Annotated in this window: 14 protein-coding genes; 3 read left to right on the forward strand and 11 right to left on the reverse strand. The window is 37.0% G+C overall.

What is annotated here, in order from left to right; translation table 11 throughout:
• Positions 1–372: 372 nt before the first annotated feature.
• The 8 genes from FBR08_RS15280 to FBR08_RS15315 form a co-directional block, all read right to left on the reverse strand.
• The gene (locus FBR08_RS15280) at positions 373–936 is read right to left on the reverse strand and encodes a Crp/Fnr family transcriptional regulator (protein ID WP_158963651.1); all 564 of its coding nucleotides are present in this window, start codon (positions 934–936) and stop codon (positions 373–375) included.
• 5 nt (positions 937–941) lie between these two features.
• On the reverse strand, positions 942–1,589 hold the full coding sequence (ribB, locus tag FBR08_RS15285; RefSeq protein WP_158963653.1) for a 3,4-dihydroxy-2-butanone-4-phosphate synthase: 648 nt from the start codon (positions 1,587–1,589) through the stop codon (positions 942–944).
• 1 nt (position 1,590) lies between these two features.
• A complete protein-coding gene (locus FBR08_RS15290) occupies positions 1,591–1,812 on the reverse strand; it encodes a DUF2798 domain-containing protein (protein WP_158963655.1) in 222 nt (73 codons plus the stop codon).
• Positions 1,813–1,843: 31 nt separating this feature from the next.
• A complete protein-coding gene (locus tag FBR08_RS15295; RefSeq protein WP_158963657.1) occupies positions 1,844–2,002 on the reverse strand; it encodes a hypothetical protein in 159 nt (52 codons plus the stop codon).
• Between the two features lie 1,038 nt (positions 2,003–3,040).
• The gene (locus FBR08_RS15300) at positions 3,041–3,553 is read right to left on the reverse strand and encodes a hypothetical protein (protein WP_158963659.1); all 513 of its coding nucleotides are present in this window, start codon (positions 3,551–3,553) and stop codon (positions 3,041–3,043) included.
• A complete protein-coding gene (locus FBR08_RS16965; protein WP_233266132.1) occupies positions 3,550–3,831 on the reverse strand; it encodes a hypothetical protein in 282 nt (93 codons plus the stop codon). Before FBR08_RS16965 ends, FBR08_RS15300 begins: the two co-directional genes overlap by 4 nt.
• A 6-nt stretch (positions 3,832–3,837) precedes the next feature.
• A complete protein-coding gene (locus FBR08_RS16970) occupies positions 3,838–4,266 on the reverse strand; it encodes an RHS repeat-associated core domain-containing protein (RefSeq protein ID WP_233266133.1) in 429 nt (142 codons plus the stop codon).
• Between the two features lie 577 nt (positions 4,267–4,843).
• Entirely contained in the window at positions 4,844–6,619 is a 1,776-nt protein-coding gene (locus FBR08_RS15315) for an ABC transporter ATP-binding protein (RefSeq protein WP_158963661.1), read from the reverse strand.
• Positions 6,620–6,733: 114 nt separating this feature from the next.
• Here FBR08_RS15315 and FBR08_RS15320 point away from each other — a divergent pair, with 114 nt between their 5' ends.
• On the forward strand, positions 6,734–7,198 hold the full coding sequence (locus FBR08_RS15320) for a GNAT family N-acetyltransferase (protein WP_158963663.1): 465 nt from the start codon (positions 6,734–6,736) through the stop codon (positions 7,196–7,198).
• A 210-nt stretch (positions 7,199–7,408) separates the two neighbouring features.
• Positions 7,409–7,753 (forward strand): alpha/beta hydrolase-fold protein, encoded by a 345-nt coding sequence (locus FBR08_RS15325; protein WP_233266330.1) that lies wholly within the window; start codon positions 7,409–7,411, stop codon positions 7,751–7,753.
• A gap of 304 nt (positions 7,754–8,057) precedes the next feature.
• On the opposite strand, the gene ytxJ is transcribed toward FBR08_RS15325, so the two are convergent.
• The gene (ytxJ, locus tag FBR08_RS15330) at positions 8,058–8,399 is read right to left on the reverse strand and encodes a bacillithiol system redox-active protein YtxJ (protein ID WP_158963665.1); all 342 of its coding nucleotides are present in this window, start codon (positions 8,397–8,399) and stop codon (positions 8,058–8,060) included.
• Positions 8,400–8,557: 158 nt separating this feature from the next.
• On the opposite strand from ytxJ, the gene clpB reads away from it, so the two are divergent.
• Positions 8,558–11,143 (forward strand): ATP-dependent chaperone ClpB, encoded by a 2,586-nt coding sequence (clpB, locus tag FBR08_RS15335; protein WP_158963667.1) that lies wholly within the window; start codon positions 8,558–8,560, stop codon positions 11,141–11,143.
• Between the two features lie 712 nt (positions 11,144–11,855).
• Here the strand turns inward: clpB and sucC are convergent.
• Both sucC and FBR08_RS15345 read right to left on the reverse strand, forming a co-directional pair.
• Positions 11,856–13,049, reverse strand: a complete 1,194-nt coding sequence (sucC, locus tag FBR08_RS15340; protein WP_158963669.1) for an ADP-forming succinate--CoA ligase subunit beta — start codon at positions 13,047–13,049, stop codon at positions 11,856–11,858.
• Positions 13,050–13,196: 147 nt separating this feature from the next.
• Positions 13,197–13,817: an L-threonylcarbamoyladenylate synthase gene (locus FBR08_RS15345; RefSeq protein WP_158963671.1), complete on the reverse strand. Its 621-nt coding sequence runs from the start codon at positions 13,815–13,817 to the stop codon at positions 13,197–13,199.
• Positions 13,818–13,840 lie beyond the last annotated feature (23 nt).

Raw genomic sequence — 13,840 nt, forward strand, 5'->3', positions numbered from 1 at the left:
CACAAAAAAAACAGCATAACCAAATCTATTCTTATTCAAAATAACACGTACATTGTATTTATTTTTAATAAAGATATGATGTATTTTTAATTTATTGGAATAAATATAAAGGATTTATCTTATATTTTACATAAAATAGCTTAATAAATTGTTTCCTTTTCGAGTTTTAAAAAAATGTGAAATTTAACAATTAGGATAAATAACTTCAGTTTATGGGAATTGTAAAATTTTGAATCCATTTTTTACAAAAATTCTCAACATAGTTCGCTATTTGTGCTTATTTTTTTAATTTGAATATTTTTCTTTTGGGCCAAAAAAAAGCTTACCGCTGATGACTCAACGGTAAGCTTGGAAATTAAATGTATAAAATAGTTATTTTGCTTTGATACGACTTAACGTCTCTTGTGAAACTCCGAGATAGGAGGCTACAATTTTATTTGGCAATCGCTGTACAATTTGGGGGTTTTGACATAATAAATCTTGATATCTTGTAGCAGCATCCATGGTAACCATCGCAAATAGTCGACTGGTGTTATTGATATAAGCGAATTCTAGATACTTGCGATAGAACTTTTCCCATTGGGGAACGGCCTCTAACAAGTCGTAAAAATGATGATGCGCAATTACGTAGACATCACTTTCCTCTAGTGCTTGCATATATTCTTCCGCACTATTTCCTTGAATAAAACTAACTAAAGTAGTAGCGAATTGATTCTCGAAGGCAAAAAAGCGGGTGGTATCTTGTCCTGCTTCATTAATATAGAAAATGCGCAAGCATCCTTGACAAACAAAGTACAGCTTTTGTGTTTGTCCTACTCCTGCGTTCAATTGGGCTCCTTTCTTCAGTTTTTCGTACTTAAAATAAGAGAGTATCAAATCCAATTCTGCTTCCGTAACCTCAATTCGCTCTTGGATATAGGCGATTAATTGTTTCATTGTACTTATTTTTCACTAACAAATGTACGATAATACACCACATCTGCGATTGTTAACACCGTCATTTTATGTGCTAAGGCGAACTCAATTGCTTCTGGCAATCGCGCCATACTTCCATCGTCATTCATTAATTCACACAAAACGGCCTCTGGTGGTAAACCAGCTAACTTCATCAAATCCACACTGCCTTCGGTATGTCCATTTCGCTCTAAAACCCCTCCGTTTTTTGCGCGTAAGGGAAAGATGTGTCCGGGTCTAGCTAGATCCTCCGCTTGTGCATTTTTATTGCTTGCCGCACGAACTGTCGTTAAACGATCCGCTGCGGATAATCCTGTGGTAACTCCTTTGGCAGCCTCAATCGCAATGGTAAAAGGGGTTTGAAATTGACTGGTGTTCTCTGTAACCATATAGGGTAAAGCCAAATGATCCGCTTTTTCATTGGTCAAACACAGACAAATGACCCCGCTACAATAGCGAATCAATACAGCCATGTCTTGTTCCGACATCAAGTGAGCGGAGAAAATCACATCGGCTTCATTTTCTCTATCGCTATCGTCCAACAACAACACTCCCTTGCCCACTTTTAAAAAGCTCAACGCTCGCTCTACACGTTCTTGACTGCTCTTTCCAAATTCTCGTAATTGATCTTCCATTCTATTTCTTAATTAATTGTTCTGCGTATTTTCTTGCTTTAGGAATAATAAGGAAAGCAGAAGCATAAGCTACGGGCAGCATGACACTCCACGCTTTCAAAAACAGAAAGAACCAACCGTCCTGAAAACCATAGTTGCGAATCAACCCAACAAAGGCCATGATTAGAGTCATCGGAATTACGACAAACAACGTGTTGACGTACTTGTAATATTTACTGTTCATATTCTAAATTTTTACTGAGACAAAATTCAGCTTATCTAGATCTAAAAACATTGACATAGGTCAAAAAAGGGAGGGTTGTTTGTTGTTTGTTGTTGGTTGGTGTGAGGGTGTGAGGGTGTGAGGGTTGTTTGTTGGTGTGATAGTGTGAGGTTAAATCCGTGCGATTGGGATTATTGTCTGTTTTTCCCATGCTTGTACCGTTTACTTGATGGCTGCTAATTTTTGATTATGCGTCGTAGCTACCTTTACTCCAGTTCTCCTTGCAATACTAAAAAACAAAATCAACTGTACAATACCCCCCTTCCGTATTCTTCCTATTTTGGGATAAAATGGGAGTAAATGTCCCTTTTTGTCCAGTACAGCAAAGTATAAACTACTGTTAATCAACAAGGTAACAAGCATTCATTTACAGTTCCTTTTGGGTTTATTCGGTGTTTGCTTTGGGTTTGCTTGGTTTTCGGGCCTTTTACCGAACAAACCCAAAACGAAGGGAAAGCAAACCCATAAGGAAGATTTATTGGATCATAAGAAGATTCTCAATAACCACAGGGGTTTACATGGTTTTAGTGATAATCAAATAATCTGCTTTACGCTAGAATTGTCTTGATTACAAAACAAAGCGTATACCAACCAACTTAAGTTTACCTTGGATGTATTCCACGACCAAGATAGTCATTCAAAATATGGATTGAGTAACACACTGCTCATTCTTTTTGGAAAAGAAATAAATAGTTCCACACTAAATCCCACTAGTACTACTAATGATCCAAGTAGTGAGTTCTCTGTGAACGTTGAAAAAAGGGAGGGAGGGATGCTTTTTTGTATTTTTTATTTTTCACCCAACATGTCACCCCGACGAAGGAGGGGTCGCATCCAGCGCTCACATCATACTGTAAATCGCGAACAGTGAATGGAAAATGTATCGTGATGAGATTGTCTTTTTATCTCACTTATTCTATATTTGTTTTAGTGTTCGATGAATATATCTCACTTATTCTATATTTGTTTTAGTGTTCGATGAATCTTTACTACGTTACGATTTTCACTACGATTTATCCTTCGTCGAAATGACATGACGGCGTTGAGTGACGATTGTTTAGAAATGCGCTATAAAAGACAAAACCCGCTAATCTTTCGACTAACGGGTTTTGTATTCTATAATTTAGACGCACGGACTGCACCTGAGGCTTTAGCCGAACGACTTGAAGTTAAGTCAGCACGATCAAGTTTATTCTTTGTCAATGACGACTACTTTTTTTGTTACTCTTACTTCTGTTTCTATTAATCTCAGTAAATCCTCTCCTTTATCATTTTTTTGAAACAAATCAATATAAACAGCATCATTCACAATAGCATCTATAAAATAATATCCAACATTAGGAAAAACAACATTATCTAAAGGAATATACCTATTATCAACAGCTCCGTATAAATTCTTAGCAACCTCTTTTAAAGAATCATAATCAACATTATTTGTTAAGAAAACATTAGCTATTACATATCTATCTTTTTGTTTATCAGTGAATACTGTCGTAATCGTATCAAGTTGACTTATGAATAAAATTTCTCCATTATAGGTTTTATTTTTATAAACCGTATCAGGAAAATTAATCTCACACCATATACTCTCTACATTTTTTAAATCTAATCTTTTATCATTAAACAACTGACTACTTTCTGTTTTTCTTTCTCCATTACATCCAAAAAAAACAAAAGCCAATACTATTATTAATAATCTCATAAGCCATTATACATTTTAACTTTAATACTTCCTCTTAACGAATCTCTTGTATCTAATTTCTTAACTATACCTTCATTTCCTCTAACCACTGTAGTATCTCTTCCAACTGGTCTATGTAGAGTTGATTTATTATTAGCAAAAGGCTTTGTAGCATGGTAATCTATTCTTTGTACAATAACCTTTTCTGTTAAAGGCTCAGGTGTTGTTGGTAAAGTAGATTCTTTAGGTGTATTCGATTTAATAGCTTCATCTTTAAAATAACCCAATACTTTATTCATCAAAGCTTAAAAAGCATTTACATCACTATCTCCAACTTCAATAGATCCTTGTCCCCTATCTCTTCCTATAGCACTATCCATAGGATCTGCTCCCGTTCCCCAAACCATTACACCATCTTGAGTAATTTTACCTAATATTTCTTTAGGAACTATTAATTCCTGGATAAAATTATTCTCTCCTCCTGAGTTATCATGCCACATTCCTTTGTTAAATGTCCAGCTCCCGGTACTATCGTTATGAACATCTCCATTTTGAAAATTACCTTTTTCTGGAGGATCAACTCTCATCCCCGTAGGATCAATCAGATTAATCGGGTTGTTGTGTACATAATGGTAGGGATTCCATCCTGGGAACTCTTCCGCCAACGGGTCCACATTCATCCATCGACCAATCGCAGCATCATAGTTCCTTGCTCCATAATCATACAAGTTCAATCCTAGCTCCTCTTGTAACTCCTTGCACTACGTGCGGTATCTTCGTCTAAAGCTCATCGCTTTCTCCTCGATAATATACTGATAATTATAGTTTTGGGCTATCGTATTATTCTTCTCATTATACCCTTGATGCGCTAATCCAAAGGGATAGTAATTCGTTTCCTCAATAATCTCACCAATGTCGATTTTGTCGTTTTTATTCGCGTCAACTCAAGTTAAGCGGTGTTAACCAAAGTTAAAGATAACTAACTTTTAGATTATACATATAGACTTTAGTTCACGAATACGAAAACACATTAACGATAAAGTCTTATTCCATATCATGAATACCTACATCCAAAATTTTAAAACGCAACAAGCGTTTGTTAAATAACGTTCAAGCTATTTTTAAAAGAAAACCCGCTAATAGACAGCGGGTTTTTCTTCTTTTATAATTTAGGCGTACGGATTGCACTCGAGGCTTTAGTTGAACAGGTTGAAATTAAATGCAAAAAAAAGCTAACCCTACAAAGGATTAGCTTTTCTTATATTCAATCATTTTCAGTGAACCGATTAACTGTCAACCGTTAACCACAACCTAACTCAGCGTTTGTGAGATTTTTTCAAGATTCAAACTATTCGCCATGGCGGAGAATATATCGTGATAGGTTTGTTTATTTTCATATAATGCTTCATGCACACCGCTTTCTACTACTTGTCCTTTTTCCATCACGACAATATGATGGGCATCGATAATTTGAGAAATACTGTGGGAAACAATGATAACCGTTCTATTTTCTTTGATGGCATCCAAGCTTCGTTTAATTTGTTCTGTTGCAATAGCATCCAAACTCGCTGTAGGTTCATCCAAGAATATAATAGCGGGATCTTTTAAAAACAAGCGCGCAATGGCAATACGCTGCTGTTGCCCTCCAGATAGCAGTCGAGCATCTGCTTCATAGCCTTGCGGTACATCCATAATTTGCTCGTGAATATAGGCTTTTTTAGCCGCTTCTATCACTTGTTCTAAAGAGGCTTCTTCATCGCCATAGCGGATATTTTCTGCAATACTACCCTGAAAGATATGATTCTTTTGAAGGACCAAACCAATGTGCTTGCGCAATTCTTTGGTGTCATATTCTTTTAAATCGATTCCATCGAGGAGAATTTGCCCTTCATTGGGTTCATAAAACTTATCCAATAAATTGATAACCGTACTTTTTCCCGCTCCACTCAATCCTACTAAAGCGGTTGTTTTATTGGGCTCAATCAGCATAGAAACATCCTTTAGTGCTTTTGTTCCATTGGGGTAATTAAAAGATACGTTTCTCAATTCGATGCGGCCTCCAATCTGTTCTGGCACATACGTCCCTGAAGTCTCTTCTTCATGTGCTTCTAAAACTTCAAAGAAACTTTCAGAGTAAATCATCGCATCATTGACATCGTCATAAATGCGGTGTAATTGTCGAATTGGCGCTGTTACGTTGTTAAAAAGCAAGACGTGAAACATAATCATGCCCACACTCATTTGCCCTTTTAGCACAAAATAGGTGGTCAAAAGAATGATCACCACTAGACCAAATTGCTCGATAAAACTCTTTACAGCATCAAACACAAAACTCGTTTTTCTCGTATACAGCTGATTTTCTGTCATCTCGTATTGAATTTGCTCGTGTTTTTTCGATTCTAAAGGTTCACGTACAAAGGACTTTATCACGGTGATGGAATTGATTAACGAAATAATTCCGTTGTTTTTATTTTCGCGATAGCTTCTCATTTTACGTCGAAACCCCTTGAGTTTCTTAGCTTGCAATTGACTCACATAAAAATACAGTGGAATCATCGCTGTGCTGACCAAACCGATATACACATTCGCGGAATATATAAAGAACAAAGCGACGATAGCATTGGCGAATAGCGGTAAGATATCAATGAAGAAATTTTGCACCAATCGCGTAATACTACTGATCCCCTGATCAATACGCGTTTGCAGTTTTCCGCTGTCGTTTTCTTCTGAGGTATAAAAAGCCATTTTAAAGGTTAAAATGCGCTCCACCACCAATTGAGAAATATCTCTGGACGTATAAATCCGCAGTTTTTCTCCAAAGTAGCGCTGTCCAAATTGGATGCAACTAAAAGCAATCTCCTTGACGATTAAGATGACACTACTCCAAAGCAACACTTGAAACCCCCAGTCTAAGGTTTCTTCCTGGTTTACCACCAGAGTGAGTGCATCAACTAAGTGACGCAACACCAAGGCATTAACCTGAACGGCAATGGCCCCTACTGCGGTTAACAACAAAGTTCCTATGACTAATCCCTTATAGGGAATGATAAAAGGTTTTATTTTCTTTAATATGGTATATAAATTCATGTAACAAAGATATTTTTCTCCTGCTAGCTAATTCTTGACTTGTGTCAAAAAATCAACAAGAGTTTCTGGGGGTATTCTACTTTTTGCTGTACTTTTAAAAACAAAATAAATAACATGACTATTCGTCCCGCAATTCTAGCTGATATGGAAGCACTTCAATTGCTTTACCAAAAACAATTCGCCGATTTACAACGTCATCAACCGTATTCCTTTAAAGCTGATCTTCCTGCCTTTTCTTTTTTACAAGAAACCATCGAGGAAGAAGATTGTGAATTCATCCTCGCCTTAGATCAAGATAAAATCGTTGGAATGACAGCTCTATTTATCGAGCAAACCCTTCCTTACGAATGCTTTGTTTCCCACCGTTATCTCAATTTTGCGGATCTCTATGTCGAAGAAGCCTATCGCAACCAAGGTGTGGGCAAGCAACTCATTCAAGCCGTAAAAGATTGGGCCAAACAAAAAGAAGTAGATTATATTGAACTCCTTGTATTGAAACAAAATTCGAGGGCCTTGCAACTGTATATCGAACAAGAATTTGAAATTGTTCACATCACCATGCGCTACCGATTGGATTAGCATTTATATTTTATTTATTTAGAATAAATATAAACAATTATCTTTGCCTTTTAAAACAAATTAAAAAAGAATGAAACTATCGTTCCTGCGTTTTATAGGGCTAGTTGTCGTTTTACTAGTTTCATCTCTTCTAGCAGCCAAACTCCTATCGCTATTGGTCAAGAGTATACCCTCTCCTCTAGTGTTTTAAACGAAGATCGAAAAATTCAAATCTATCTTCCTAAAACGTATTCAGATAGTAGCTTAACTCCCCAACACTATCCTGTTGTTTACCTCTTGGATAGTGAAAGTAACTTCCCTTATCTAACGGCTTATATAGAAAAATTATCAAAATACCCTTATCCTGCTATTCCAGAGATGATTGTCGTGGGTATTGTCAATACCAATCGCACCAGAGACTTAACGCCTACTACGCGAAATGAAAAGGTCATGACTGCGAAACAAAAAGCAAAGATTAAAGGAGCATCCGGTGGAAATGCCGCGTTTTTTCAATTCCTAGAACAAGAAGTAAAGCCTTTTGTACATCACGAGTTTAGAGCGAATGATTATGCCTAACAAAAGAATGCCCCTCTTGTTGAGTACTATATTGGCTATTGTTTGGAATTGTACCCGACCAGTACTATTCGTCAAGAAATACAGGCAAACAACTAAGGCCATCGATTCCCTCAAAGATTGAGTAGATTCACCCAATAAATAGTGCAAAGTCCCTAGATAATTGGGTTATTTACTTATTATATACGAGATACAGTAAGTCCCCTACTGCTTATTTTTTTAAAAAATGTTGTTTCCTAATTGATAAGCAAAGTATCCAAAAAGTAAAAAGTCTACATTTGTTGTTGTAGACTTTTTTTATGCTTTACTACGATAATCTCAATAGTAGTTTTTCTGTTTCTGTACCATCAATTCCCTCATGAGACGTGTGGAAAACCACTTTACCATCTGCAATAAGCAACAATTGAGGAGATTCGTGTTGCACTTGAAATCGATCAGCGATATCTAAAGAAACCAAGCGATTCTTTTTCACATCTACCATATAACAATCTACTTGTGTGGGATTTGTAAATGATTGCTCAAAATTTCTCAAGGCCATCTTACTGATATAGCACGTGGTACTATTTTTAAAAATAATACACGGTTTCGTTGCTGTATTGGCGATTAACTCCGATAAGGTAGAAGTTTCTGTAAGTTCAATCCAGTTCATAAGACATTTTTTCAGTTAAATAGAAGCGTTTTTGCCCAATAAATGACGTTTTGTCATCGTTACATACAAATATATAAATAATTTTGGACAGAAAGTCGTAAATTTAAGATTGGAATACATCTTGTAAAAAGTATAGTACAACGCAAAAAAAATAGAAAATGAACTTGAATAATTTTACAATAAAATCACAAGAGGCGCTACAACGTGCACAAGTTATTGTGCAAGGATTAGGCCAACAACAGATAGAGAGCGAACATCTATTCAAAGCTATATTAGAAGTAGATGAAAATGTAACTCCTTTTATTTTAAAGAAACTAAACATCAATGTCAGTGCTTTTGAATCTGCCTTGGACGCGACAATTGGTCGTTTTGCTAAAGTAGAAGGCGGACAGATTGGTCTATCTAGGGATGCGGCTACGGCTTTAACAGAGGCTCAAGCTATTGCAACCAAAATGAAGGATGAATATGTTTCGATTGAACATTTACTTTTGGCTATTTTCAAATCGAAAAGCACAGTTGCTCAAATGTTGAAAGATCAAGGAGCCACTGAAAAGCAATTGGAAGCAGCCATTCAAGAGATCCGCAACGGCGCACGTGTTACTTCCGCTTCTGCTGAAGAGACCTATAATTCACTAAACAAATACGCCAATAACCTAACGAAATTGGCCTATGAGGGAAAACTAGATCCGGTTATTGGTCGAGATGAAGAGATTCGACGTGTGTTGCAAATTTTGAGTCGACGCACCAAGAATAACCCGATGTTGATTGGTGAGCCTGGTGTAGGTAAAACAGCCATTGCAGAAGGATTAGCTCATCGTATCGTTCAACAAGACGTTCCGGAGAACTTAAAAGACAAACAAATTTTCTCTTTGGATATGGGAGCCCTGATTGCAGGTGCAAAATACAAAGGGGAATTTGAGGAGCGATTAAAGTCTGTAGTAAAGGAAGTAACCACTTCCGAAGGACAGATTATCCTATTTATTGACGAGATTCACACCTTAGTCGGTGCTGGCGGTGGTGAGGGAGCCATGGATGCTGCAAACATCTTAAAACCTGCGCTAGCGCGTGGTGAATTGCGTTCTATTGGTGCTACAACTTTAGATGAGTATCAAAAATACTTCGAAAAAGACAAAGCGCTAGAAAGACGTTTTCAAAAGGTAATTGTAGACGAACCGGATACAGAAAGTGCGATTTCCATTTTACGTGGAATCAAGGAGAAATACGAAGCACACCACAAAGTACGCATCAAAGACGAAGCGATTATCGCAGCGGTTCATTTATCTGAGCGCTATATTACCAATCGTTTCTTACCCGATAAGGCGATTGACTTAATGGATGAGGCAGCGGCTAAATTGCGCATGGAGATCAACTCTAAACCAGAGGAACTCGACGTACTAGACCGCCGAATCATGCAGTTGGAAATTGAAATTGAAGCGATTAAACGCGAAAACGACGAAGATAAACTAAAACTTCTAGGTCTAGAACTTGCCAATTTAAAAGAAGAACGCAACGAAATATTCACCAAATGGCAATCGGAAAAAGAGGTTGTCGATCGCGTACAAGCTTGTAAACAAGAGATTGAAACCTTTAAGCTAGAGGCTGAAAAAGCAGAACGCGAAGGAGACTATGGCAAGGTTGCAGAATTGCGTTATGGCAAAATTAAACAGGCCCAAGAAGAGCTTGAAAAAGCGCAAGCGCAGTTAGAAGAAAATCAAAAAAGCCATTCCTTAATTAAAGAGGAAGTGACGAGTGACGATATTGCTGAGGTAGTAGCGAAATGGACGGGTGTTCCGGTAACAAAAATGCTGCAAAGTGAGCGAGAGAAACTCTTGCATTTGGAGGGCGAATTACACCAACGCGTCGTAGGACAAGAAGAAGCGATTGAAGCCATCAGCGACGCCGTACGTCGAAGTCGAGCCGGACTACAAGATCCAAAGAAACCAATTGGCTCCTTTCTCTTCTTGGGAACAACTGGAGTCGGTAAAACGGAACTTGCTAAAGCTTTAGCTGTGTATTTGTTTGACGATGAAAACGCCATGACGCGAATTGACATGAGTGAATATTCTGAGCGCCACAGTGTAAGCAGATTGGTTGGTGCGCCTCCAGGATATGTTGGCTATGACGAAGGAGGACAATTGACAGAAGCGGTACGCAGAAAACCTTATTCGGTAGTTTTGCTAGATGAGATTGAAAAGGCACACCCAGATACGTTTAACATTTTACTTCAAGTATTAGATGAAGGACGTTTAACGGATAACAAAGGACGTTTGGCCGATTTTAAAAATACAATCATCATCATGACGTCTAACATGGGTAGTCATATTATCCAAGAGAAGTTTGAACAAACAACCAATATTGAACAAGCATCAGAAGAGGCAAAAGAAGAAGTGTTGAACGTCTTAAAACAAAGCGTTCGTCCAGAATTCTTAAACCGTATTGATGAAGTGGTGATGTTTACGCCTCTAACACAAGACAATATCCTCCAAATTGTAGATATTCAATTGCAAGGGGTAATGAAGATGCTTAATGAGCAAAACATCCACTTAGAAGCAACGAAGGAAGCTAAAGAATTCTTAGCTCACAAGGGGTATGATCCACAATTTGGTGCTAGACCCGTAAAACGAGTGGTTCAACGCGAAGTATTAAACAAGTTGTCAAAAGAAATCTTAGCGGGTACAGTCAAAGCGGAAAGCATGATTTTACTCGACTCTTTCAATGACGAGTTAGTTTTTAGAAATAAATAATTCGGTTGACGGTTAACAGAAAACAGGCTAAATTAAAGAGAACCAATCCTTTGAAGGGGTTGGTTCTTTTTTTTGTTGGTTGATTGTTGTTAGTTGATTGTTGTTAGTTGATGGTGAGAGGGTGTCGTGGTGTGGTGGTGTGATGATGAGGTGATTAGATGCGTAAGGACCCGTAGTAATTTGTCTATGAGGTGATTAAATTTTGATGAACGGAAAAATTGCTTTTTCGTTTTTTCGCCAGTTGCTTTTTCGCCAGATGATCAATTAAAGAAAGAATATCTTTAAATCAGAAAGTTAACCGATAATCTTTTATGGGTTAGCAAGGTTAGATAGTCTAACCGATTAGCCAAATAAACCAGTAAACCAATCCAGGCATTAAAGAAAGAATATCTTTAAATCAGAAAGTTAACCGATAATCTTTTATGGGTTAGCAAGGTTAGATAGTCTAACCGATTAGCCAAATAAACCAGTAAACCAATCCAGGCATTAAAGAAAGAATATCCTTAAATCAGAAAAGTTCATCTGGTAACCGATAACCCATAACTGATAACCCATAACCCATAACTGATCACTGATAACAAAAAAAGCAGTAAACTTTCGTTTACTGCTTTTTATATAGTATTGTGATAGTGTCAGATTCTTTAGGAATGAATGTAAATTTCTTTAATCAGAAAATTCACTTCTTTCTTCTTTCTCCTCACTTCTAACCAATTTAAGATAAAGCTGCTTTTACTTGATCTGCTGCTTCTTGGAAAGCTACAGCTGATAAGATTGGCATACCTGATTGGTCGATTAATTCTTTTGCTAATTCAGCGTTTGTTCCTTGTAAACGAACGATGATAGGCACTTTAATATCGTCTCCCATATTTTTGTAAGCATCTACAACCCCTTGAGCAACACGGTCACAACGAACGATTCCTCCGAAGATGTTGATTAAGATAGCTTTTACGTTTGGATCTTTTAAGATAATGCGGAACGCGATTTCAACACGTTTAGCATCAGCTGTTCCTCCTACGTCTAAGAAGTTTGCTGGTTCAAAACCTGCGTATTTGATTAAGTCCATCGTAGCCATTGCTAAACCAGCACCGTTAACCATACATCCAACAGTTCCATCTAAATCCACGTAGTTTAATCCCGCTTCTTTTGCTTCAACTTCGATTGGACGCTCTTCTGTAGTATCTCTGTACTCAGCGTATACTTTTTGTCTGTATAATGCGTTGTCATCAATTGTTACTTTAGCATCAACTGCCAAAATTTTATCATCCGATGTTTTTAATACAGGGTTAATTTCGAACATAGAAGAATCACTTCCCATGTAAGCGTTGTACAATGCGTCAACGAATTTAACCATTTCTTTGAATGCATTTCCTGATAAACCTAGGTTGAATGCAATTCTTCTTGCTTGGAAACCTTGTAATCCAACAGCTGGATCGATTTCTTCTTTAAAGATTAAGTGTGGCGTTTTCTCAGCAACTTCTTCGATATCCATTCCTCCTTCAGTAGAATACATAATCATATTTCTACCTTTAGCACGATCTAATAATACAGACATGTAGAACTCGCTCACTTCGCTTTCACCTGGATAGTATACATCTTCAGCTACTAATACTCTATTTACTCTTTTTCCCTCTGGTGGAGTTTGTGGAGTAATTAGGTCCATTCCGATGATTTTTCCAGCTAGCTCTTTTACTTCATCTAAGTTCTTAGCTAACTTTACTCCTCCTCCTTTACCTCTTCCCCCAGCATGGATTTGAGCTTTTACTACATACCAACTTGTACCAGTTTCTTCTGTAAGTTGTTTTGCTTTTTCAACAGCTTCATCTGCGTTGTTAGCTACTAAACCACGTTGTACTCTAACTCCGTAGCTAGCTAATATTTCTTTACCTTGAAATTCATGTAAATTCATAGTGTAATACGTTTAGCTTTAAAAATAAACAGATACAAAAATAATAATTAGGTTTGAATTTCCCTAATTTAATTCTGTATATGTCCTATTTATTCTTAGATTTAACTTTATAAAATTTAAAAAATATTTGATTTTTGTTCCTCTAATTTAGAAAATATCAATTGATCCTTTTCCTTCTCTCATTATTTCTGGTTCAAATCCGGACAAATCGATTACTGTAGATGCTTGATTATCACCATATCCTCCATCAATAATTAAATCAACCTTATTATTCCACTTTTCTAAGATCAATTCAGGGTCTGTGGTGTACTCTAAAATTTCATCTTCATCATAGATAGAAGTAGAAACAATAGGATTCCCCAATCTACGTACAATTTCTCTGGCGATATTATTATCAGGTACGCGAATACCTACTGTTTTTTTCTTTCTAAATTCCTTTGGAAGATTGTTATTACCTGGCAGAATAAAAGTATACGGACCTGGCAGGGCTTTTTTGAGAATTTTAAATGTGGCGGTGTCAATTTGCTTGATGTAATCTGAGATATTACTCAAATCATGACAGACAAAGGAGAAATTTGCTTTATCTAATTTAATTCCTTTTAATCGGGCGATTCGCTCTAGCGCTTTTGTATTGGTAATATCACACCCCAATCCATATACGGTATCTGTTGGATAGATAATCAATCCTCCGTTGCGCAGTACTTCCACTACTTTATTGATTTCCTTTTCATTCGGATTTTCTGGATAAATCTTTACAAACTGTGCCATAGTATTGATTTTTATTGTTTTAT

It is taken from the genome of Myroides fluvii, assembly GCF_009792295.1.
GTDB classification, from domain to species: Bacteria; Bacteroidota; Bacteroidia; order Flavobacteriales; family Flavobacteriaceae; genus Flavobacterium; species Flavobacterium fluvii_A.